Origin of the sequence: Bacteroides helcogenes P 36-108 (assembly GCF_000186225.1) — a bacterium.
GTDB lineage: Bacteria > Bacteroidota > Bacteroidia > Bacteroidales > Bacteroidaceae > Bacteroides > Bacteroides helcogenes.
Genome location: NC_014933.1, coordinates 3617414 through 3642076, shown reverse-complemented (window position 1 = coordinate 3642076; position 24663 = coordinate 3617414). Strand labels below are relative to the sequence as shown.

Here is a 24663-nt window from a genome sequence, read left to right as displayed (position 1 = left end):
ATGCAATCGTTTGCATCACCGGAACTGCATATTTAGCACTGTTCCTAATCTCTGTTAAATAAATATAGGATATTTTTGTCTCGTCATGCTATAGGTACTTTTGAAAAACATCCTTAGCAGATACCATGAAAGTGATTTTGTTTTTTGAGAAATATATAGGTAATTAATATTGTTAACTTTAATTTATTAAATGCATGAAGCAAGTTAATCTTAGAATCTGTCGAACGATTCTTACCCTGATTATAGGGTTGTTCTTGTCAGTTGGCGTTTATGCACAGAACATCACCGTGAAAGGGCATGTGAAAGATGCCGTGGGTGAGGTGATAGGTGCTAATGTCGTGGAAAAAGGTAATACTACCAATGGTACAATCACTGACCTTGATGGTAATTTTACGTTGAGCGTGCGCAAGGGTGCTACGCTGATAGTCTCTTTTATCGGTTACAAATCCCAGGAAGTAGTTGTCAATGGCCCTTCTGTTATAGTAACTTTGCAGGACGATGCAGAGTTGCTGAGTGAAGTTGTGGTTATTGGTTACGGTACGGCGAAGAAGAATGACTTGACAGGCTCCGTTACAGCAATCAAGCCGGATGAGATGAACAAGGGGCTGGTTACAAATGCCCAGGACATGATGCAAGGTAAGATTGCCGGTGTAAATGTGACCACCGGCGGTGGTACTCCTGGTGGCGGTGCTACAATTCGTGTGCGTGGTGGTTCTTCTTTGAATGCCAGCAATGACCCATTGGTGGTAATTGATGGTTTGGCTATGGATAATCAGGGAGTTAAAGGTCTTGCCAATCCTTTGTCAATGGTAAATCCTGCTGATATTGAAACATTCACCGTGTTGAAAGATGCTTCGGCGACAGCGATCTATGGTTCTCGTGGTTCTAATGGCGTTATCATCATTACTACTAAAAAAGGCCGCAGTGGTTCTAAACCTACTATATCTTACAACGGTAATATTTCCGTCAGCACTAAAAAGAGAACCATTGATGTGATGAATGGACAGGAATATGGTGAGTTCATTGAAAAGATGTATGGTGTAGGCAGTGATCCTTGGAAGTTGATGGCTGGTGCTTTGACGGATGATAAAGGTAATATTATAAGTTTGGCAAATGCCGTTAAAGAGGGGGAGGCTTATCGTTATAACAGTACGGATTGGCAGAACGAAATCTATCGGACAGCCGTTAGCCATGATCATAATATCACGATTGCCGGTGGCTTAAAGAATATGCCTTATCGCGTGTCTTTGGGATATACCAATCAGAATGGTATCTTGAAGACTTCTAATTTTGAACGTTATACGGCTACTGTCAGTGCATCTCCTAAGTTCTTTGATAACCATTTGACCATCAATTTGAATGCAAAGGGCATGATAGCCAACAACCGTTATGCGGATGGCGGCGCTATCGGGGCGGCCGTTTATATGATTCCTACTTTCTCCGTGTACAATTCCGGTGAAACCTTCCAGAAATGGTTCGGCGGTTATAGCCAATGGACAGCAGATGGTACAACATTGCATGATCCTACTTGGACTGTTACTTCTAACCAAGATGCTACGAAGAATCCCGTTTCTTTGTTAAATCAAAAGGATGACACGGCAAACTCTAAATCATTCATTGGTAATGCAGAATTAGACTACAAGATTCATGGTTTTGAAGATTTGCATTTGCACATGAATATTGGCGGCGACTTCTCTACCGGTAAGCAGACCACGGTGATTTCTCCGTCATCTGTTTACAACAATTGTAACTATTATGGCTGGAACGGTTGGGAGAAGATTAGTAAATATAATAAAATGTTCAATGCCTATGCCCAATATACGAAGGATTTTAGCGATGCTCATCACTTTGATATCATGGGTGGTTATGAGTGGCAGCACTTTTATCATAAAGGTGAAAAAGATGGTTGGGGGCTTTATCAAAGTACCAACACTGTGACTCCGGGTGAAAAGTTCCGCCAGGATGCCAAAGTATGGAAGAGTGAGAACTATCTGGTTTCTTTCTTCGGACGTGCCAATTATACGTTGCTTGACCGCTATATGTTGACGGCTACTGTACGTTATGACGGTTCTTCCCGTTTTAAAGACCATTGGGCTTTGTTTCCCTCTTTTGCTTTCGGGTGGAGACTTAAGGAGGAAGCTTTCTTGAAAAATGTAGATGTGCTTTCTGACTTGAAACTTCGTTTGGGCTATGGCCAGACTGGTCAGCAAGAAGGTATTGGCGACTATAATTACTTTGCTTCTTATAATGTAAGTACGGGAATCGGTAGTTCATATCCTCTGTTGGATAGTAATGGTATCATGTATCGTCCAAATGCTTATAATGAAAACCTTACTTGGGAAACTACTACGACCTATAATGCCGGCCTTGATTTTGGCTTCTTGAATGGTAAGATAAGCGGTAGCGTTGACTACTATTATCGCAAGACTACCGACTTGCTTAATACGGTGTATGTATCGGCTGGTTCTAATTTCCGTAATCAGGTGACATCTAATATCGGCTCTTTGAAGAATACCGGTGTAGAGATTGCTTTGACTTATCGCCCTATTCAGACAAAAGACCTCTCTTGGGAAATCACCGCTAATGGCACTTATAATAATAATGAAATTACGGAACTGATTGGTCAGGAAGGCTATTTTGTCCCTACGGGTGGTATTTCTGCCGGAACAGGTGTCAATTGTCAGGCACATGCCGTAGGACATCCAGCAAGTTCATTCTATGTGTTCCAGCAGGTTTATGACAAAAATGGTATACCTATTGAAGGTGCTTATGTTGATCGTAATGGTGACGGCATTATTAATCAGGATGACAAATATTTCTATAAAAGTCCGGCTGCTCCTTGGATGGCAGGCCTTTCTTCAAAAGTCATGTGGAAGAATTGGGATTTTGGATTCTCTTTACGTGCAAGTTTTAACAATTATGTATATAATGACCTTGAAGCCGGTTCAAGTAATATCAATAAAGGTAACATTTCTCGTTTGGGCTTTATGGTTAATATTCCGACTATGGCTCTTGGCAAAGCATGGCAGACCAATGACAATACGTTGTCCGACTACTTTGTACAGAATGCTACTTTCCTGAAGTGCGACAACATCACATTGGGATATAGTTTTGACAAATTGTTTGGGGCGAAGCTTGGTGGACGTGTTTACGGTGCGGTGACTAATGTGTTTACTATCACTAACTATAAGGGCATTGACCCTGAAGTATTTGGTGGCATAGATAATAATTTATATCCCCGTCCGTTTACAGCACAACTTGGATTGACCCTTAATTTCTAATCATAAAAACAATATGTATATGAGCTTTAAATATATCAAACATATAGTTCCGGTGGCAGCACTTTCCCTGTCTCTTGGATTGGGTTCTTGCGTTAACGATCTGGACGTTGCGCCTATTGATCCCAGTACGAATATGACGCCTGATTATGATGCGTTGTTCACTAAATGTTATGCCAATATGGCTTTGGCTGGTAATACCGGTCCTGATGGTGACTGTGATATTGATGGGCTGGACGGCGGCACGACCGGCTTTGTTCGGCAATTGTTCAATGCTAATGAACTGACTACAGATGAATCTATCTGTAACTGGGGTGATGAAGGTATTCCTGCTTTCAATTTCAATCAGTGGGGAGCCAGTCATCCGATGCTGAAAGGTTTTTATTATCGTCTCTATTTCGGTGTTACAATGTGTAACTTTTATTTATCGCAGGCTTCGGATCATGATGCAGCAATGACTGCGGAAGTTCGTTTCTTGCGTGCTCTCTACTATTATCACTTGATGGATTGTTTTGGAAATATTCCTTTTTTGACAGAAGTGTCACCTACGGCTGCACAACAGGCAGATCGTAAGAGCGTGTATAATTTTATAGAAAGCGAACTGATCGGGGAGAATGGATGTATAGCTGCCATGAAAGCGCCGAAGAGTAATGCTTACGGACGTGCCGACCAAGCTGCTGGCTGGATGTTGCTTGCACGCCTTTACTTGAATGCCGAGGTTTATACAGGTACTGCTCAATGGAGTAAAGCTGCAGAATATGCAAAGAAGGTGATGGAATCCGGTTATACTTTACATAAAACAGGTAAGGGACAGTGGAGTGCATATCAGATGCTATTTATGGGCGATAATGGCGAGAATGGTGCTGCATCTGAAGCTATACTTTCTCTTTTACAAGATGGTAATACTACGGCAAGCTATGGTACTACTCTGTTTTTGATGGCTTCTACTTTTAAGAATGATATGGAGTTGGTAGGGACTTCTACCAATAATGTAGCTGGTAAGCAATGGGCAGGTAACCGTTGTCGTCCGGACTTGGTAAAGAAGTTCTTTCCTAATGGAGGTATTCCTGAAGATGCAGATACATGGGCTATTCTGAAAGCGGCCAAAGATGACCGCGCTCTTTTCTGGAGCAAGGGACGTACTTTGGATATTGATGAGACGGCAGTTTTTGAAAAAGGCTTTTCTTGTACAAAATTTACCAATTATTATTCGGATGGCGGTGCAACTCATAATTCCGGTTTTCCTGATTCTGATTTCTTTCTGATGCGTGCGGCTGAGGCTTGGTTGACTTATGCTGAGGCCACTGCCCGCCAGAATGGAGGAATCACTACGGCAGAAGGTGCTGCTGCCATCAATGAAATCCGTACTCGTGCCAATACCACTACTAAAAGTTCTTACTCTCTGAATGAGATTTTGGATGAGTGGGCTCGTGAGTTCTTCTTTGAAGGTCGTCGCCGTGTAGATTTGATTCGTTTTGGTAAGTTTGGTGGTGCTTCAGACTATAAATGGCAATGGAAGGGGGGCGTAAAAGAAGGTACGAACTTTAGTGCAAATCTGAATGTTTTTGCTATTCCTGATACCGATTTGAATGCCAATCCGAACCTTGTACAGAATCCCGGTTATTAATAAATGCTTCATCTATAAAGACTGAACAATATGAAAAGAATTTCAATATATTATACATTGCTGCTTGCCGGGCTGACTTCTTTCTCGGCTTGTAATTCGGACAGAGACTCTAATCCTGTCTTGCAGGAACCTACAACTTTTGTGTTGAACACTCCGGCCTATGTCAATACAACCTATGATTTGGCAAATTCCAAGTCGGTGGAATTAACTTGTTCTCAACCAGATTTCGGCTATACAGCTCCTACTATCTATTCAGTGGAGACATCTCTTACGAAGGATTTTAAAGAATCCATAAAGCTTGATACCAAATATACGACAGCCAAGATGGCAGTTGATGCTTCTGAAATGGCTTTGGCAGTCACTAATATGGCTGTTGCCCAAGGTAAATTGGAAACAGATTTCCCTTTGACTACCTCTTTGTATGTCCGTGTCATTGCAGAATTGAGTTCGGCTACAGAAACAATTTCCTCAATCACTTCGAATGTGGTTGAATTCCCGTCTGTGAGAACTGAATTTGCATTACCTCCTGTCAAGTTACCTACGAAGCTTTACTTGATTGGTGAGTTTTGTAGTTGGGATTGGGGCAAGGCTGCAGACATGATTCCTTGCCATGACGGCACTACCGGTACTTTCTGGCGTATGGTTTATCTGCCAGAAGGTGGTATAAAATTCAATACAGCTACGGCTTGGGACAAAAATGAAATAGGCTATGCGGGTTGTAAGACGGTAGATAATTATGGAGCAGGTGTATCTGATAGTGACGGCAATATTGGCATTGCTAAAGCGGGCTGGTATTTGGTTGTTATCCGTTCTGCGGTTAATGGTCGTAACATAGAATATACTATTGAGTTTAATGAACCGGCAGTATGGTTGATCGGTGGGGTAATAAAAGATGGTGGTGATTGGACAGAATGCCTCGATGGCTGGAAGTTTACAATACCTGCAAAGGCTGACGAATCTTTCGTTTCACCTGCTTTTGCGGCTGATGCAGCCGAAGGACCTCGTGCTTACGTCAAGATTGATGGTTTCGATTGGTGGAAATCAGAGTTTATGGTATTCGGAGAGAAGTTGACATACCGTGCGGCCGGTGGAGACTTAGACCGTGTTACTTCAAAAACCGGACAGAAATTATACCTGAACTTTACAAACGGAACCGGTAAGATTGAATAAAGAAAAGGAAATGCTTACAGGATAGGTGTAATCGTCCGTCCCGCAGGTAATCCTGAAATATAATAAATCTGATAAAAGAAAAAGAGTATGAAGAAAATATTATTCTATACGTTGTTTGCCGCAGTTGCTTTGACTACTGTTTCTTGCGACGAGGATTTCAATAAAGACGTGGCTGCTCCACAGGGATGGCCGCAAGAAGAAGCCGTTACATTGCCGGGCTTCAATGCTTCAGCCGCTTCCGCAGTAGATTTGGCTACTGCCGATTCCGTTGTAGTGTTCACTTATACTACTCCTGCCAATATGCCTGAAGGAACTTCGATTGCTAATTTCCGTTTGGAAATAACTCCGGACGCCATTGATGGTGCATCTGCTGTTATAGTGAATACTGCTTCCAATGGTAAAGTTGCGTCTGCTGATTTGCAAAAGATTATTGAAGATAGCTATGGCAAACGTCCGATAGAGCGCACCTTAAATACCCGGATTTATGCTAACCTAATGAAAGATGGACAGGCCTCACTGCTGACTTGTGATCCGATTATTATCAAGGCTACTCCGAAGGCTCCTGTAATTTCGAATGCATACTATCTGATAGGTGTGGCCGGATGGGAAGCTAAGGATATAATTAAGTTTAACCATAGTGGAAAGGATGTTTACGAGGATCCTGTGTTTGCTTTGATGATTACTACGACCAAGCCTGATACTTATTGGAAGATTATCCCGCAGGGGAATGTAGATGCTGATGCTGCCGGTGTTGAAAACGGCCTTTGGCAAGCTGGTGTTGTAGGTGTGACAGTTGACGGTGACGATAGCATGAATGGTACATTGATTAATACGGGAGATGTGAAGGCTGCCAAGATAGCGAAGGCTGGCATGTATAGCATTACTTTGAATATGATGGACTATACTTACACGGTCAAGGAAATTGTTCCGGAATATTATATTGTAGGTGCAATGCAAGGATGGAACGCTGATGCAACAAAAGGCAAGACTTGTATGCTTTATCCGCAATCGGCAATGATTCATTCTTATACAACCCAGTTTAAGGATGATGCAAACTTGAAACTATGGTTAGGTAGTGATTTCGGTAGTTGGAATGCTTGTTTCGGTGCAACGGTTGATGGTGATAATTCAACTTCTGGTTCTTTGACTGGTACAGGTGCGGGTGCTATTGTTTGTCCAGAAAAGGGTGCTTATTATACTTTTAAGGTGGACTTCTCTACTATGACTTATGCCTGGACAAAGTTGGAAAATCAATCTCCGGTTTCTTATAAAACAGTTGGATTAATAGGTGACTTTAATGGTTGGGGCGGTGATTTTGCCATGACAGAGGTTACTCCTCATAATTGGCATGGAGCCGGACTGGCTGTCAGTGCTGACGGTGGAATCAAGTTCCGTGCAAATGCTGTTTGGGATGTAAACTGGGGTGTGGGTAAGGATTTGTCTCATGATTTGTCAGTAGATAATTATGGTGTTGGAGTTAAGAATAGTGGTAATTTGAAGATTGCTGCAGGTACTTACAATGTGTTTTTTAACGATATTACCGGCGAATTCGTATTCAAGGTTGTAGGATAACAATTCTAAGCTTATGTGGAAGAGGACTGTCTGATTGTCGTTGGACAGCCCTCTTTTTCTTTTGCAATCGTTTTCGTAATCTTCTGCCATCTTTCTCTCACATTCTGAAAAGAGGGCAGGTTACTTTTGCTACATTTGTACAACGATAACTTAGAAGAATTTAATAATATGAAAATCATCAAGCGACGTACTATCTTATTTTTGGGGTATTTTTTATGCTTCAGCCTGTCGCTGGCGTCATGTGGCGATAGCAATGATGAGTTGCAGGAATTTTTGGCTCCTGCCTCTGGAAGTGAAATAATATTTGAACAAGGTTTTAGCTTCGGAGAGGCGGCTTCTTCGCAGAGTGCCAGTTTTGAGGCAGGACAGCAATGGACGGCAACAATTAATGGTGTGGATAACGGTTGGTGCAGCATTACTCCGAAAGAAGGGAAGGCCGGAAAGGGTACGGTCATGGTTTCTGTCGGTAAAAATGAAACCGGTAATCCTCGTACTGCACAATTAAATATCATATCTGGTTCAAAGAGTAAGCAGATTACTGTTACTCAGTCGGCAAATGCTATTGCAGTGCCTGATGGATTGAGCTATTCTCCTGAAAAGCCTGATGCCGACCATCCTCTCACCATTACCTTCAAAGCTGATACCAAATCTGCTCTCTATGGATATACCGGTGATGTGTATATGCATATAGGCATAGTGAGCGAAGGTACATGGCTTTTTGTGCCGGCAGAGTGGAGCGAGAATAAGGACAAATGCAAGATGGCTTTTACTGAATCCAATGTGTGGAGCATAACGTTAAGCCCAAATGTCCGCGAGTGGTTTGGCAGTGGAACCACACCGGTGAATCAGCTTGGAATTGTAGTTCGCAGTAAAGACGGTAGCAGGAAGGGTGTGGAAATGGACTCTTTTGTGGAAGTGTCCGATAGCAAATATGAGGGATTTATCCCCGGTGAAGTGAAAACAGCCTCTTTACCCTCTGGGGTAGAGGAGGGTATCAATGTGGTGAACAATTCTACGGTGACGTTGGTACTGTATGACAAAGATAAAGACGGAGGTCATAAGGACTTTGCTTATGTAGTGGGAGACTTCAATAACTGGACACTGGGCAATGACGAGAAGGCACAGATGTATCGTGATAATATTTCCGGCTGTTGGTGGATTACGCTGAATGGACTGGATGCAAGCAGAGAATATGCTTTTCAATACTATGTGGGTACGAGGGGAGGGAAAACGATCCGTCTGGCTGATGCCTATACGGAGAAAATTCTGGATCCGGACAATGACTCCTATATTCCGGTTTCTACTTACAGCGAAAGCAAAACTTATCCCGAAGGTGGAAAGGGCATTGTCTCTACCTTTAAGATTCAGAAAGACAACTATAATTGGAAGGTGAGTAATTTCAAGATAGATCGGCCGGAACAGTTGGTAATATACGAGTTGCATTTGCGCGACTTTACCTCTTCCGGTGACTTGAACGGTGCGAGGGCCAAACTCTCTTATCTGAAAGAAATGGGGGTGAATGCCATTGAGTTGATGCCTGTGCAGGAGTTTGACGGAAATGATAGTTGGGGCTATAATCCCTGTTTCTTTTTCGCAATGGACAAGGCCTATGGCACAAAGATTATGTATAAGCAGTTTATTGACGCTTGTCACGAAGCAGGTATGGCAGTTATTCTTGATGTAGTTTATAACCATGCTACGGGAAATCATCCTTTTGCCAAGCTTTATTGGGATAGTGAAAAGAACCTGACAGCAAGTAATAATCCTTATTTCAATGCTACTGCTCCTCATCCTTACAGCGTTTTCCATGACTTCAATCATGAGAGTGAGCTGGTACGTAGGTTTGTAAAACGCAATCTTCGGTTTCTGCTCAGTGAATACAGGTTGGATGGTTTTCGTTTTGACTTGACGAAAGGCTTCACTCAGAAGAATTCTACGGAAAGTACGGCATCTAATTATGATGAGAGCCGTGTGGCTATTCTGAAAGATTATTATGCCGCCATCAAGCAGGCAAAAAGTGATGCTTACGTTATTCTGGAGCACTTCTGCGATTCAAAGGAAGAAAAAGAGCTGGCGACCGAAGGAATGCACTTGTGGCGTAACTTGAACAATGCCTATTGTCAGGCTGCTATGGGGTATAGTTCTGAAAGTTCGTTTGGTGGACTTTATGAGAAAACTCCTGCATGGGTAGGTTTCATGGAGAGTCACGATGAAGAAAGAATGGGATATAAGCAGACACAGTGGGGAGATGGCGTGTTGAAGACAAGCCTTGCCTCCCGTATAGATCAGTTGGAACTGAATACGACTTTCTTCCTTACAGTACCGGGGCCGAAGATGATTTGGCAGTTTGGTGAAATGGGTTATGATGTCTCCATTGAGTATAATGGTCGTACCGGAAAGAAACCTCTCCATTGGGAATATCTTGACAATGCCGACCGCAAGGGATTGCACGCTGTTTATGTGAGTCTGATGAAATTGCGTAATGCACATCCTGAACTCTTTGATGGCAGTGCTATCTTTGAATGGAAAGTAAGTGTCTCTGATTGGGCTGACGGACGTTCACTTTCGGTGGAGAGCATTACGGGGAAGAAGCTGGTGGTAGTAGGGAATTTTACTCAGACAACTACCGATGTCACTTTTCCTGCAACTGTCGGAAATTGGACCAATTACTTTAGTGGAAAGAATGAGACTGTGGGTGTAAAGGTAAATGTGCCTGCCCACGGATATAAGGTATATACAAACTTTTAATACACTTTTATCAGCATCCGATTCAGCCAGTCCCAGCGAAAGCGGAACCAGCGTCGGGTGCTGATTTGCTTACCACCGAAGCGCAGAACAAATTCCCGGTAACCATGCTGGCGAAAGGGTAAGCCGACATCCATGAATTCCAGATGACGGTAGCCGCGCTCTTTGGCATCGCACAATGCTTTCCATACGGCAAGAATGCCGGGGTATTGCAATGCATAAGTCTTTCGCATGCCACCGGAGAACCATAAATAAGCAGTATCATCGGAATAGATACAGGCACTACCTCCTATAATCTTGCTTTTGTAGGTGACAATGAAGATTTTGCTTTGCTGCCCATTCATCAAATGTGATTCAAGTTGTTGAAAGAAGTCAATGCTGGGAAAATGCCGGCGAATTTTGAAAGAATACACATGATGTAGCATATGGGCAAAATTCCTGATTTCTTTTGACGTATGCCCTTCTTGTATTTGGGCTCCGTTTTTCAAGCCTTTTTTTATTTGTCGGATTCGGGAAGGGCTGAAGCGCTCCTCAACATAGTTAAGGCTATGAAGTGAATTACGCACCCGTAACCAATTAATTGCAAAATATTGATTTTCACGGAAAGCCTTATATCCGAACATGGCATTTTCCAGATTACGGAATTCGATAAGGAAGCAGTTTCTGAGAGCTTCATCAGTAAGACGTTGTAGCATATCATTGAATATGGATTCCTTATCTGCATTATCTTTATGGCTGTCAAAATATTCACCTGTACCATATACTTCACATCGCTTGATGATGCCGGGCGGAAATAGGCGAACACTTTTGCGTATGGCTGCAAGCAGTTTGGCTACAGGTTTGTCGGCTATGGAAGCGACGATGAGTACGGGAGAATAACCCGGAGTTGCTTCATAAATATGGAACAATTCCGTAGAGTGGAACGTGTTGGTTCCCGGTAATTGGGGAACCTTGCTACCTTTGTAATATGTAGTCAGTTTTAGGGGCATTGCCTGCAAAATTAGAAAATAATCCCGTATTTTTGCACAAACTTTGAATAAGATAGGATGCCGCTTTAATAAAACTTTTCAAGCAGGCTTGAAGTTTTATATTCAGTTTGCACTATCTTTGCTTTCATTAAACGTGAATACACAATGGAAAGTTTCAATGAATTAATAAAAATTCGCCGTAGTATACGAAAATTTACGGAAGAAGAATTGACGCAGGAACAGGTTGTCAGCCTGATGAGAGCCGCTTTGATGGCTCCTGCCTTCAAACGCAGCAATGCCTGGCAATTTATTGTGATCGATGACAAAGAAACACTGAAAAAGCTTTCTTTTTGCAAAGAGCAAGCTTCGCAGTTCATTGCTGATGCAGCATTGGCAGTAGTGGTAGTGGCCGATCCTTTGGCAAGCGATGTCTGGATAGAGGATGCTTCCATCGCTTCCATCTATCTGCAGCTTCAGGCAGAAGACATGGGCTTGGGCAGTTGTTGGGTACAGATACGCGAACGCTTTACAGCTTCCGGTATGTCTTCGAACGAGTACGTGCATGATATACTCGACATTCCTTTGCAATTGCAGGTGCTCAGTATTGTTGCTGTCGGGCATAAGGGAATGGAACGGAAACCTTTCAATGAAGATAACCTGCAGTGGGAGAAGATTCATATCAATAAATACGGGGGGAAATAACAGTGAGTGCGGCAAAAGCAAACAATAACAAAGATACCTATAAGGCCACTGCCATTACGCTGATTGTGTTCGGCGTGCTCTATCTGCTCGATAAGTTGGTGGGCTTTGCCTCCAAAGGGCTTCCGTGGGTTATGAGCAAAGATAATTTTCTACTATATACGGCGGTCATTTTTTTGATGTTCAAATATGATAAGTCGGTGGGATTGGTCTTGATTGGCTTGTGGCTTGTGTTGAACTTTGGCTTGATAACTGCATTGCTTGGTACGATGTCTGCTTATTTGTTGCCGGTGGCATTATTAGTCATCGGAGCTATCTTGTATTTGGTTTCAACGAGATGAGATGAAAAGGAGTATTGAAGATACATCTGTCGTTTTTATCGGCGCCGGAAATTTGGCTACTAATCTGGCGAAGGCTCTCTATCATAGGGGATTCCGTATCGTACAGATTTATAGCCGTACGAAAGAATCGGCTCAGAATTTGGCACAAATGGTGGAGGCTGAATATACCGATGAATTACCTGCTATAACAGAAGATGCGCAGCTTTATATCGTTTCATTGAAAGATACGGCCCTTGTACAGTTGTTGCCTGAGTTTACATCCGGAAAGAGTGACGCTTTATGGGTACACACTTCGGGCAGTATTCCGATGAATGTCTGGAAAGGGCGGGTAGAGAGGTATGGTGTATTTTATCCCATGCAGACATTCAGCAAACTGCGTGAAGTGGATTTTAAAGAGATACCGATTTTTATTGAAAGTCATTCGGAGGAAGATACACTGTTTTTGAGAGATATTGCTTTGGTTCTCTCGGAGCGTGTGTATGAGGTGAATTCAGAACAACGGAAGAATTTGCATCTGGCCGCTGTCTTTGTCTGTAACTTTACGAATCACATGTATGTACTGGCTGCTGAATTGCTTAGGAAGTATCGGCTTCCCTTCGAAGTGATGTTGCCTTTGATAGATGAAACTGCACGTAAAGTGCATAAACTGGAACCGTGTGATGCGCAAACCGGACCTGCAGTTAGATATGACGAAAATATCATTGACAGTCATTTACAGATGCTTGCAGATGAACCTGAGATGCAAGAATTGTATCGTTTGATAAGCAAAAGCATCCATCGGCAGGTAGAGGCCGGCATATAATTATAGATAATTTATTAAATAAAATAGTAATGAGTACCATAAACCATGATTTACAAAAAATAAAAGCTCTCGTTTTTGATGTGGATGGTGTGTTGAGTGCAAATGTTGTTCCCATGAGTCCTGAAGGTGAACCATTGCGTACAGTGAACATTAAAGACGGCTATTCTTTGCATATAGCTGCCAAACAAGGTCTTTTATTGGGTATTATAACAGGTGGAAAGACTGAAGCTGTTCGCAGACGTTTCATGGCTTTGGGATTTGCTGAAGAAAACATTTATATGGCTTCTTCTGTGAAAATTCATGATTATCGTGATTTTCGTGATCGTCATGGATTGAAAGATGAAGAAATCCTTTATGTTGGCGACGATATTCCTGATATAGAGGTGATGCTTGCTTGCGGTCTGCCGTGTTGTCCGAAAGATGCGGCGCCGGAAGTAAAAGCCATAGCGCATTATATTTCACATGCGGACGGCGGCTATGGCTGTGGGCGTGATATAGTGGAGCAGGTATTGAAAGTGAAAGGATTATGGATGACCGATGAAAAAGCATTTGGATGGTAATATATAAACGCTATGTTTGATAATCTGAAAAAATACAGGGTGATTCTTGCTTCCAATTCTCCCCGCAGAAAGGAATTGCTGACAGGATTGGGGATAGAGTATGAGGTCAGGGCTTTGCCTGATGTGGACGAATCTTATCCTGAAACTTTGCAAGGGGCGGATATCCCTTTGTATATAGCCAAGGAAAAGGCAGATGCTTATCGCTCGGTCATGGAGTCGGGAGAGCTGATGATTACTGCCGACACAATTGTTTGGTTGGATAAAAAGGTTTTGGGAAAACCGGAAAACAGAGAAGACGCTTTGCGGATGTTGCGGGATATGTCCGGCCGTACGCATGAGGTTTTTACCGGTGTCTGCATTACTACGACAGAATGGCAGCGTAGTTTTACTGCTCAAACGGAAGTCCGCTTCTCTGAATTGAGCGAGGAAGAGATCGTTTACTACGTAGATAAGTTCCGGCCGATGGATAAAGCCGGGGCGTATGGTGTACAAGAGTGGATAGGCTTTATCGGTGTGGAGAATATATCTGGCAGCTATTACAATATAATGGGGCTTCCTGTGCAGAGACTCTATAAAGAACTCATAAAAATAGATAACTGAGTATTTTAAAATGGCTGCGTCATAATGTATGCGCAGCCATCCCTTAATTTGTAAGATCCAGCATTAGCGGAATGTCTTTCTCATCAATTCCCTGCTTGATCAATATCTCTTTGTCCTTATTAAACATTTCCAGAAATGCTTCCCTGCTATCGCTTTCCGAGGCAGCTTTCCCATAAAATTCCGCAGCTTTTTCAATATTCCCCAGACACCAGGCTACGTGTCCTGCATTGAGATGGTCTGTGGCAAGCGGCCCGGATGCAAGGAGCTTTTCATAATACTTCATTGCTTGCTTTTCTTTTCCGCAGAGGAATGAACACCATCCTATGGCTCTCCATGCCTTGGTGCAATTATCTTCCATGAAGTCCAGTTTGAAAAAATACTGTAAGGCCTCATCATATTTTTCTTGTTCTGCAAGACAGCTTCCTGCATAAAACAAAACATTATGGTTTTCCGGTTGAATGGATTCTGCTTTCCGGTAATATTCCAGGGCAGATGTGAAATCTTTCATTTGCCGGTAGCAGGTGGCAAGGTGACGGATGGTCCATACATGATCCGGCTTCAGGATGTCGGCCTTACGGTATGTTTCAACTGCTTCTTTGTAACGTTTCTCTTTTTGCAGGCAATATCCGGCTTTTTGGAATATGTCTGCATCCGCATGATTTTGGTTTATCAGGTCTTGATATATATCCAACGCTTCGGCATAGTGTTGTTTGCGGAAATGGAAATCGGCGACGGAAATAAGTATTTCGGGCTTGCATAAGATTTCTTTTAAAGCCGGAATCCTGTGCAGTGCTATTTCATCTTTGAAGATATCATGAAATTCGAATCTGCGCTGGCTTAACTTGAAGAAGCGATAAATATCATGGATATACTGGTTGCTGTTGACTTCCGGACGTTGGGCATACTGACGTAAGCCGGAAGATTTACTCTCATCCATCAATTCGTTTAAATCTTGTGAGGTCATCTGGCTGAGCATCATATCACGTTGGGCTTGCGGAATGTGCGCCATAGTGAAGCAAAGCGAATATTTGTCGCTGTTGCAGAAGAAACCCGATTGCAGAACCAGTGAAAGGACGGCATTGTCTCCTGTCGGATCGAAACCGAAGTCTTTGATAAGGCTGGAATGCTGCATGTCAAAGGGGTAGAACCAATTATGCGGCTCTTTAAAAAACGGATAACTTTTGAGTTGGGCAAATGTACTCATATAAACATCTGCACCTTCTAACTGCAGTTCATTCATTTCTCGTATTTTGTCGCCCAATCCGGATTGCTCGAAAGCTTTTCCCCAATCGGGATTCAGATCGTTTTCATCAGCCGTATTATCTTCAAAGCCGAATTTCATGTTGCGCATGATATTTACATTCTTCATCATCTCCGGGATGATTTCCTCGCGCATCTTTTTATCTATCTTTTCTGTTTCCTGACTGCGGAGTATTTGGATATATATGCGGCCCAACTGTTTGCCTAAATTGCCGTCCTCATTGGATAGAGACAGGCGGGCTGTCAGCTCGGGGTAATATGTCAGACGGGCAGAATGGACGTGCAATACAATGGCAATCTCTACCAAAGCGCGTTGGCTGACGCGGTTATCGGCATGTGTGGATGCATCCAACAGCCATGCGAACTTGCGTGCGTCAAAACACTCCATTAAACTCAGCATGATGGCACTCGTGAACAGGCATAAATCGTTGATGGGCAGTAAATCAGACTCCAGCATAACTTTAGCTTGTTGTTCGTCTTCAGCAGTCCAACTGCTATTGCTCCATGTAGTGAGAAAGAGGATCTGGACGGTTTCTTCGTGGCGTTTCAGTACAGCATCCAATCCTTGATTGTTCGGCATTAATTGGCAGACTGCCATATCATCCGGAAAAGATTCCAGTACTTTTCTGAGAGTGGAGATATCATATTTTTGGGGGAGTTTTTCTCGGTTGGCACGCAATGAATGATAGTAATGGCCGGATATTCCATCGAGTAAACTGAGACGAGCCTGATCGGCAATCTCCCAGGTTGCTGCAAGCATCCGGTCGTATAACTTCTGGCGTTCCGGGTCATTTACTCCTTGCCGCATGTATTGCAACATATATTGATAAGAAGTCTGGATTTGCTCCAATCGGTTGCGCAAAGACCAGTCGTTGCTATTCCACAAAAAGGCTTCCAACTGGGATTGGGCTTCTTTCAGCCGTTTTTGTTCCAATAAGGCGATGATATGTCGATGCTGTTCTTGTATGGCTTGTTCATTCATATAGTTGTATATTTAAAAATATGCGCATACAAAGCTACAAAAAGAATACCAAAATATAGATTTCCATCTTGATAATCCTTAATTTTGCAGCATAATTCCTTTAAATAGAATGGCAAAACTACAAATTCTTCGTTTTATCAAAGATTGGACTTTTCTTACTCAGGAGGCTGCCATCGCTCCGGGAACATACTTGATGTGGCAAAATATCATTAACAGTTGGCAAATCTGGAGGCATAAATAGGGAAGGATGTATTAATTCAATCAGCTTGTAATCAGTGTTATACTGCTTTATTTTTCTTTATTGATAATAAAGTGCTGCTTTATCGGTGCTAAAGCATTGTTTTATTAATAGCATGAATTCGTTTTATTGGTAGCATGGTGCTGTTTCATCCAAAGAAGAAGGGCATGCCAAAATAATGGCATGCCCTTCTTCTTTATATTCTTTGCTGATACTGTTTTACAGCAATCCGCTTGATCCCAGGAATATCAGCATGACATATCCTAACACCAGTCCTATGGCTCCCATGATGATGCCCACTTTTTCCATGTCCTTTTGTTGAATCATGCCGGTGGCATGAGCCAGCGCATTGGGCGGGGTGCTGATGGGCAATATCATCGCCAAAGACGAACCGAGGGCTACACCTACCAGCAAGGTCAGTACACCACCCATCGGAAGCAATGTATCGCGCATGCTGATGCCTGCAATGGCCAGTATCGGAACCAGCAGGGCGGCTGTGGCTGTGTGAGAGATAAAGTTTGCCATGGCGTAGCAGATAAGTCCGGAACCTACAATCATTACTATCGGTGACCAGGTGCTGAAGGGGATGGCTTCGATCATGTGCTGTGCCAGTCCGGTTTCGCTCAGCGCTACTCCCAATGCAAAGCCTCCCGCTACCATCCAAAGCACACTCCAACTGATTTCTTCAAGGTCGCGCTTGGTGATTACTCCTGTCACGCAGAACACGGCTACTGGAATCATGGCTACCACATTGGAATTGACACCTGTAAATTTGTCGGTCATCCACAGCAATACGGTGACGGCGAAGGTGATATATACCACGATGGAACGCCAGTCTTTTTTTGCTTCGCCTTCTATTTCCAGATTGATGGTCTTTTGTTTGAAAGGGAAAAGCCTCAGAAGGATGAACCAGGCAATGAACAGAATGACGATGGTATAAGGTGTCATGAAACTCATCCATTCACCGAAACCGATGTTCATGTTCAGCCCTTCGGGATCGTTCAGATATTTCAGTGCGATGGCATTTGGGGGAGTGCCGATGGGTGTTCCCATACCGCCAACGTTTGCTGCGACGGGGATGGCCATTGCTAAGCCTATTTTTCCCTTTCCGTCAGCCGGGAGTGCTTTCAATACCGGAGTAAGGAAGGTAAGCATCATGGCGGCGGTGGCTGTATTACTGAGGAACATGGAGAAGAATGCGGTCACCAGGATGAAGCCCAGCAATACATAGCGCGACTGTGTGCCGAAGGGTTTCAGCATGACGCGTGCCAGCAGTACGTCCAGCCCGCTTTTTGTGGCTGCAATAGCCAGGATGAATCCGCCGATGAACAGCATGATGATGGGGTCGGCAAAGCAGTGCATGATGGACTTGTACTTCACGGTTTGTCCCAATGTTTCGGGCGAATAGCCTTCTGTGAAGAACCATAGGCTGCTGTCCGAAATGGTAAGCATCAGCAATACGGTTATCAATACGGAGGTGGTCCATGCCGGGATGGCTTCGAGCACCCACATCAGTGTGGCGAAGATGAATATGGAAATCAAACGTTGCTCTACAACAGTCAGCCCTTCTACGCCGAAGGAATCAATGGGGAGAAACCACAGCACAATAGAAACAGCGATGGCACAGGTTAGTTTGATGACTCTGCTTACTGTCCGGTCTTCCGCCAGGCGATTGTTTTTTTTAAGCTCTTGGTATGCTTCCACCAAGGGGAAGCCTTTAAATATTTTATACATAGTATCAGATAAAAAATGTTGTGTTAATAAATGTCGGCAAAGGTAGCCTTTCTTTTTGAAACCTCTATATTAAAAGAAGATGGAAGTGATGGCGTATGCCACAATTGTAGATACGGTGACACATACCAGACCCGGCATCATGAAACTGTGGTTTAGCAAATACTTGCCAATTATGGTAGTACCCGAACGGTCGAAGTTCACAGTAGCGATGTCCGATGGATAGTTGGGGATGAAGAAGTAGCCGTACACACTGGGGAATACTCCCAACAATACCGAACCGGGAATACCCAGCGAGTAGGCAAGCGGAAGCATGGCTACCACAACTGCTCCTTGTGAGTTGATGAGCACGGAGACCAGAAAGAATACAAAAGCGATGGACCACTTGTATTGTGAGACAATGTCCCCCAGGCCAATCTTCATCTCGTCTATATAGTTGGAGAAATAAGTATCTGCCAGCCAAGCGATGCCATAAATGGCCACTACTGCTACCATGCCGCTTTGCCATACAGCCCCGCTTACTGCCTTTTTGGGTGATGCCTTGCAAAAAATAATCATCAGTGCGGCGGCAGAAATCATCACAATCTGAATGACGAGGTTCATGGCGAGAGGTTTCTGTATAATTTCCGTCATACCGGGTACTACCGCCTTGGCTTTTACCAACATATCTGCCGTCACTTGCAGGGCTACGCCAGTACCTATCTCCAGACTTTCGGCGTCTTTTACGGCTTTAATCTGGTCGTGGGTCGGCAGCAGGTTCTGAAAGGCAGCAAAGGTCACAATCACGGCCAATGCGCCGAGAAAAATATAGACGGCCCGTTTCGCAGTGGCCGGAATCTCTTTGTCAAGTGTCGTGGCATCGTTGCCGTAAACGTATTTATAGGTTTCCGGATCGGATATCCTTTTTTGGAAGGCAGGGTCTTTGTCGAGGTCCAGCCCACGTTTGTAAGAGCAGGCGGCAGCACAAATCAGGCCGATCAGACAGGCGGGAATGGATACACATAATACTTGAGGGATAGTGATTTCAAATCCGTTGGCACTGGATATGGACACAAAGGCCACCACGGCGGCTGCAATGGGTGAGCAAGTGATGCCTACTTGAGAGGCAATGGATGCCACACCACAAGGGCGTTCGGGGCGTATGCCTTTCTTCAGAGCGATGTCGCAGATGATAGGCATCAGAGTATAGACCACATGCCCTGTACCTACCAGCACGGTGAGGAAGAAGGTGCATAGTGGAGCAAAGAAGGTGATGTTGTCCGGATGTTTGCGCAGCAGTTTTTCCGCTAACTGTATCAACCAGTCCATGCCACCGGAGGCCTGCATGATGCCGGCGCAGGTGACGGCGGCAACGATGATGTAAATCACATCGGTGGGGGGAGTACCGGGTTTCAGTCCGAATCCGAAGACGAGGATGGCCAATCCGATGCCGGAAATGGCTCCTAATGCAAGGCTTCCGTAGCGTGATCCTACGTAGAGTGCCAGTAGTACAACCAGCAGCTCAATAATCATGGTAATCATAGATTTCTGTTTAAATAGTTATAAAAAGACTTTTAAATGCGGATAGCGAAGCATTAGAAACGCCAATAAAGCTGTAGGTCAAAGGTATTGTAATGTCCGTCACCTGTGGTACTTTTGTCGCGTGTGTAGGTATAGTTGGCTTGCAGTTTCAGATTCTTGTAAAAGTAATAGTTGGCTGCGAGGCAATAGAGTGCCTTTTGAGAGCTCCATTCCTTTTTGTCCCGATAGACATCCCATTTGGCATAGACCTTGCATTTGGGCGAAAGTGGAGCGCCTACCATCATATACCAAGCATCGGCCTTGTCCGAAGTACCCGCTTTCAGTGAGCCGTCGCTGTTGTAGTCGGTTATTTTGTGTCCTTCACTGGTGGCGTATTCTGCGCGTACAGTCCATGCCGATTCATACTTCAGGCCGAATGCTATGCGGTTGCGATCCACGGTGATTCCGTTCTTGGTGTAGTCTCCTGCCCATCCGAAGACGCCTACGGCAAGTTCTTTGACGGGATAGACATACACGCCGCCGATGATATCCTTGGAACGATTCTCATCGCTGTGGTTGATGCCCTGGCCATTGTAAACTCCCACTTGGTAATGTACGAAATTGTGTTTGTCACTTCCTGCGGGCAGGAAATCGCCTTGTACCTGAAGTCCCAGGTCACGTCCGTTGCTGGAGTGCTCACCTACACGGTCGTTCATGCCGGCCAGTCTGGTGATGAGTTGCGAATAGGCCCCGAAACCTATGTCCCACGGATTCATGGGATTTTCAAAGGTAAAAGCACGTTTGAATTGTCCGAAGCGTACATAGCAAAATTTGTATTTCTGCCATTCAGCCCATGCGTCCACCACGCGTACGCCTTTTTCGTTGGTGTAGTCACTGGGCTTGCCGTTCAGTTCCAGTTGCAGTTTATATTTGAAGTCCAGCACTTTTCCGTCCACATAAGCACGGATCAGCCGTAAATCGAAATTGGTATGGCTTTTGATGGAGGTATTGAGGTTCTGGTCGGTGGCTGATACCTTTCCTATGGCATATCCGCCGAAGGTAGTCTTCTGTAAAAGGTCTGCTTTCGCTTTTTCTCCGATGGAGGTTTGGGCATGAGTGAATGTGGTAGCCAGCATCAGGACTGATAGCAGTGTGATGTTTCGAGTGTTTCTCATATTTTTGTGATATAATGTATGAAATAAAGAAGCTGCACTCAAATTTCCAAAAACAAGATGGATATTTGAGTGCAGCCTTTATATGGCTGTTCCTGTGGGCTTATTCGTTGATGGCAGCAATACCCGGAAGAACTTTTCCTTCGATGGCTTCGAGCAGTGCTCCGCCGCCGGTAGAAACATAAGATACGCCGCTTGCCAATCCGAACTTGTTGACGCAAGCTACAGAGTCACCACCACCTACAAGTGAGAATGCACCGTTCTTGGTAGCTTCCACAATAGCCTCACCTACAGAGCGTGAACCGTGGGTGAAGTTTTCAAACTCGAATACACCCGTAGGACCGTTCCATAGGATAGTCTTGGAATTTTTGATGACTTCGGCAAAGATTTTTTCAGTGTCAGGACCGATGTCCAGACCTTCCCAACCGTCGGGTATTTCGTTTACTTTGCAGAACTTGGTGTTGGCATCGTTAGAGAAAGAATCGGCAATCTTGGCATCTACAGCCAATACAAGGTTGACATTTTTTTCTTTAGCCTTTTTTATTAAATCAAGAGCAAGTTCCAATTTGTCGTCTTCGCAAATGGAGATACCTATACTGCCACCTTGTGCCTTTGTGAAGGTATAAGTCATGCCGCCTGTGATTATCAGGTTATCAACCTTGTTCAGCAGGTTTTCGATGATCTCGATTTTAGAAGATACTTTGGAGCCGCCCATGATGGCAGTGAAAGGGCGGTGTATATCGTTCAATACTTTGTCAACTGCTTTGACTTCTTTTTCCATCAGGTAGCCGAACATCTTGCTGTTTTTGTCGAAATATTTGGCGATCAGTGCTGTGGAAGCGTGTGCGCGATGAGCTGTACCGAAAGCATCGTTTACGTAGCAATCTGCATAAGAAGCCAGTTTTTTGGTAAATTCTTTCTGGCTTTCTTTTACGGTTGCTTTGGCTGCTTTCTTTTCATCGTCCGTGGCATCTTCGGCCAGGCCACGAGGCTTGCCTTCTTCTTCGGCATAGAAACGGAGATTTTCGAGCAACAGCACTTCACCCGGTTGCAGAGCGGCGGCTTTGACAGCGGCTTCTTCACCCATGCAGTCGTTTGCAAATTGTACTTCAACGCCCAATAACTCTTCAAGATGCTTCAGGATGTGTTTCAAAGAGAACTTATCAGCCGGGCCTTTCGGACGACCGAGGTGAGAACCGATAATTACACTACCACCGTCGGCCAAAATCTTCTTCAATGTAGGAAGAGCGGCACGCATACGGGTATCGTCTGTAATGTTGAAGTTTTCGTCCAAGGGCACATTGAAGTCCACACGAACGAATGCCTTTTTTCCGGCAAAGTTAAATTGATCAATTGTCATAATACTCTATATATTTTAAAAGTGTTACTAATTCTTTTTTATGAGCGCAAAGTTAGCATTTATTTCTTTTTTCAGCTATTAAACCGTCATTTATTCTTCATTCTGGCCACTCTCTTTGCTTACTTTATATTTCTGGCAATAATATTTGCACAACAATTGTAAACCGCACTCGTCGCATTGCGGAGTGCGTGCCTGACATGTGTAGCGGCCGTGCAAGATAAGCCAATGGTGGGCAATGGAAATGTCGGCTTCCGGAATATATTTTACAAGTTCCTTTTCTACACTGAACGGAGTGGTACATTTATCCGATACCAAGCCCAAACGATGGCTTACGCGGAATACGTGGGTGTCCACAGCCATGGCAGCTTTATTGAAGGCGACGGATTGGATGACATTGGCTGTTTTGCGTCCTACGCCGGGTAGTTTGATAAGTTCTTCCAAAGTGTCGGGTACTTGACTGTTGAAATCTTTCACTAACATTCTCGCCATTCCCACAAGGTGCTTGGCTTTGTTGTTGGGATAAGAAACGCTGCGGATGTACTCATAGATTACCTCAGACTCTGTAGCGGCGAGCGCTTCGGGAGTAGGAAAATCACGGTAGATGGCAGGAGTAATCATATTTACCCGTTTGTCCGTACATTGTGCAGAGAGAATTACCGCTATTAGCAGTTCGAACGGATTGTCATAATGCAATTCAGTTTCGGCTACGGGACGGTTTTCTCTGAACCAGGCAATTATTCTTTCATAACGTTCTTTCTTTCTCATCTTAATTTGTTTTTATGATAATGAGGGGATACTTTCAGGTTGAAATAAAGAGTGGAAACAATCGTGAGACAGGCTCCGAACAGATAGGCTTTGTCAAAGGTGCTGATTTCTGCAATGTAACCTCCTGCCAGCATGCCGATTCCTATACCTACATCCCAAGATGTGAGGTAGGTGGAAGTGGCTGTACCACGTTGTTTGTTGGGAGCAAGGTTAACAAACAACGTGTTGTACGCCGGAAACATGATACCGAATCCTACGCCCAGCATCAAAGCTATAAAGAAGAACAGATATGTGCAGACATTGCTGTTCCACTGGATTACATAAACGCAGGCCGCAAGGAGAAAAAAACTGCCGATAACAATGTATAGTCCGGCGGAGATGACTTGTGTAATTTTTCCTCTATCCACCAACCGTCCCGAAAAAAGGCGTGACACTGCCATACCCAATGCCATGAAAGTGAAAAAAAAACCTGTGGATGCCTGAATGTCTATTTGGCGGGCATACATAGCCACATAATTGGTGGTCATGCCATAGGGAATGGAAAGTAACAGCAGGCTGATACCGGCAGGCAATCCTTTGAGTAAGATGAAGCGGTCGAGTGAAATCGGCTCTCTCTTTACGGAAGGCTTATAAGGTGTTCTCACTAATGCTGCACACACAAATCCTGCCAGACAAGAGCATAATGAACAACAAAATATAAGTGTATAAGAAACTTCCGCATCATGCAGGAATAATCCTGTCATCGGGCCTATGGACATGGCTATGTTATTGGCGAGTCCGTAATATCCAAGCCCTTCTCCACGACGTGAAGAGGGCATGATGTCGATTACAATGGTATTTCCGCCTACTGTAACCATGCCGAACGATATGCCGTGGATGATACGGAAGAGAATGAATAGTGTTAGCGTACCGGCTATGAGGTATCCGCCAAAGATGGCGGTGAATATAAAGTAGGCTGTAAGGTAGAGTGGCTTGCGGGCAAATGTATCAAGCAGATATCCCGAAAAAGGACGGATGCACAGTGCTGCGATGGTATAGCAGGAAAGTACGATGCCGATAGTTGCCTTGTTTGCTCCAAATACTTCTGATAAGTAGAAAGGCAATACAGGCATTAGCAGCCAGAAACCGAAAAACAACAGAAAATTGGCCGCAAGGATGAAACAATACCCTGATGTGACAAGTCTATCTTTCATTTTGTTTGAAACTTTTTAGGCACGGATTGCGCGGATTTTCACGATCAAATTTTGAAATCCGTGCCTCCCGTATGATCCGTGCCTAATTATGCTATAGCCG

At 44.0% G+C, this 24663-nt stretch carries 19 protein-coding genes; 11 read left to right on the top strand and 8 right to left on the bottom strand.

Annotated features, from left to right (window positions below; translation table 11 throughout):
* The first annotated feature begins 194 nt into the window (after nt 1-194).
* From BACHE_RS15130 to BACHE_RS15110, 5 genes are all read left to right on the top strand, one after another.
* Nucleotides 195-3281 carry a SusC/RagA family TonB-linked outer membrane protein gene (locus BACHE_RS15130; RefSeq protein ID WP_013548586.1) on the top strand — a complete coding sequence of 1029 codons (3087 nt, stop codon included), beginning with the start codon at nt 195-197 and terminating at the stop codon, nt 3279-3281.
* 13 nt (nt 3282-3294) lie between these two features.
* On the top strand, nt 3295-4905 hold the full coding sequence (locus tag BACHE_RS15125) for a RagB/SusD family nutrient uptake outer membrane protein (protein ID WP_041579485.1): 1611 nt from the start codon (nt 3295-3297) through the stop codon (nt 4903-4905).
* A gap of 30 nt (nt 4906-4935) precedes the next feature.
* A complete protein-coding gene (locus tag BACHE_RS15120; RefSeq protein WP_013548584.1) occupies nt 4936-6075 on the top strand; it encodes a SusF/SusE family carbohydrate-binding protein in 1140 nt (379 codons plus the stop codon).
* 87 nt (nt 6076-6162) lie between these two features.
* Nucleotides 6163-7647, top strand: a complete 1485-nt coding sequence (locus tag BACHE_RS15115) for an Outer membrane protein SusF domain-containing protein (RefSeq protein ID WP_013548583.1) — start codon at nt 6163-6165, stop codon at nt 7645-7647.
* A gap of 168 nt (nt 7648-7815) precedes the next feature.
* Nucleotides 7816-10395 carry an alpha-amylase family glycosyl hydrolase gene (locus BACHE_RS15110; protein WP_013548582.1) on the top strand — a complete coding sequence of 860 codons (2580 nt, stop codon included), beginning with the start codon at nt 7816-7818 and terminating at the stop codon, nt 10393-10395.
* Here the strand turns inward: BACHE_RS15110 and BACHE_RS15105 are convergent.
* Nucleotides 10392-11381 carry a GNAT family N-acetyltransferase gene (locus BACHE_RS15105; RefSeq protein ID WP_013548581.1) on the bottom strand — a complete coding sequence of 330 codons (990 nt, stop codon included), beginning with the start codon at nt 11379-11381 and terminating at the stop codon, nt 10392-10394. The two genes, BACHE_RS15110 and BACHE_RS15105, sit on opposite strands and share 4 nt — an antisense overlap.
* A gap of 144 nt (nt 11382-11525) precedes the next feature.
* On the opposite strand from BACHE_RS15105, the gene BACHE_RS15100 reads away from it, so the two are divergent.
* The 5 genes from BACHE_RS15100 to BACHE_RS15080 are packed head-to-tail and all read left to right on the top strand — an operon-like array spanning nt 11526 to nt 14362.
* Nucleotides 11526-12062 (top strand): nitroreductase family protein, encoded by a 537-nt coding sequence (locus BACHE_RS15100; RefSeq protein WP_013548580.1) that lies wholly within the window; start codon nt 11526-11528, stop codon nt 12060-12062.
* A 2-nt stretch (nt 12063-12064) separates the two neighbouring features.
* A complete protein-coding gene (locus BACHE_RS15095) occupies nt 12065-12400 on the top strand; it encodes a hypothetical protein (protein WP_013548579.1) in 336 nt (111 codons plus the stop codon).
* A gap of 1 nt (nt 12401) precedes the next feature.
* Nucleotides 12402-13202, top strand: coding sequence for a Rossmann-like and DUF2520 domain-containing protein (locus BACHE_RS15090; protein WP_013548578.1), 801 nt, complete (start codon nt 12402-12404; stop codon nt 13200-13202).
* A 29-nt stretch (nt 13203-13231) separates the two neighbouring features.
* A complete protein-coding gene (locus tag BACHE_RS15085; protein WP_013548577.1) occupies nt 13232-13762 on the top strand; it encodes a KdsC family phosphatase in 531 nt (176 codons plus the stop codon).
* Nucleotides 13763-13774: 12 nt separating this feature from the next.
* On the top strand, nt 13775-14362 hold the full coding sequence (locus BACHE_RS15080) for a Maf-like protein (protein ID WP_013548576.1): 588 nt from the start codon (nt 13775-13777) through the stop codon (nt 14360-14362).
* Between the two features lie 43 nt (nt 14363-14405).
* On the opposite strand, the gene BACHE_RS15075 is transcribed toward BACHE_RS15080, so the two are convergent.
* Complete coding sequence (locus tag BACHE_RS15075; protein ID WP_013548575.1) at nt 14406-16604, bottom strand: tetratricopeptide repeat protein; 2199 nt, start codon at nt 16602-16604, stop codon at nt 14406-14408.
* 109 nt (nt 16605-16713) lie between these two features.
* Here BACHE_RS15075 and BACHE_RS17940 point away from each other — a divergent pair, with 109 nt between their 5' ends.
* Entirely contained in the window at nt 16714-16845 is a 132-nt protein-coding gene (locus BACHE_RS17940) for a hypothetical protein (RefSeq protein WP_280956404.1), read from the top strand.
* A 216-nt stretch (nt 16846-17061) separates the two neighbouring features.
* Here the strand turns inward: BACHE_RS17940 and BACHE_RS15070 are convergent, their stop codons facing one another.
* From BACHE_RS15070 to BACHE_RS15045, 6 genes are all read right to left on the bottom strand, one after another.
* Nucleotides 17062-18576, bottom strand: a complete 1515-nt coding sequence (locus BACHE_RS15070; RefSeq protein ID WP_013548574.1) for an SLC13 family permease — start codon at nt 18574-18576, stop codon at nt 17062-17064.
* A 69-nt stretch (nt 18577-18645) separates the two neighbouring features.
* Complete coding sequence (locus BACHE_RS15065; RefSeq protein ID WP_013548573.1) at nt 18646-20094, bottom strand: anaerobic C4-dicarboxylate transporter; 1449 nt, start codon at nt 20092-20094, stop codon at nt 18646-18648.
* A gap of 53 nt (nt 20095-20147) precedes the next feature.
* On the bottom strand, nt 20148-21248 hold the full coding sequence (locus tag BACHE_RS15060) for a porin (protein ID WP_013548572.1): 1101 nt from the start codon (nt 21246-21248) through the stop codon (nt 20148-20150).
* A 100-nt stretch (nt 21249-21348) separates the two neighbouring features.
* Nucleotides 21349-22608, bottom strand: a complete 1260-nt coding sequence (locus tag BACHE_RS15055; protein ID WP_148229865.1) for a phosphoglycerate kinase — start codon at nt 22606-22608, stop codon at nt 21349-21351.
* Nucleotides 22609-22695: 87 nt separating this feature from the next.
* Nucleotides 22696-23370, bottom strand: coding sequence for an endonuclease III (nth, locus tag BACHE_RS15050; protein ID WP_013548570.1), 675 nt, complete (start codon nt 23368-23370; stop codon nt 22696-22698).
* Nucleotides 23367-24563: an MFS transporter gene (locus BACHE_RS15045; RefSeq protein ID WP_013548569.1), complete on the bottom strand. Its 1197-nt coding sequence runs from the start codon at nt 24561-24563 to the stop codon at nt 23367-23369. The genes nth and BACHE_RS15045 overlap by 4 nt, the downstream gene beginning before the upstream one ends.
* Nucleotides 24564-24663 lie beyond the last annotated feature (100 nt).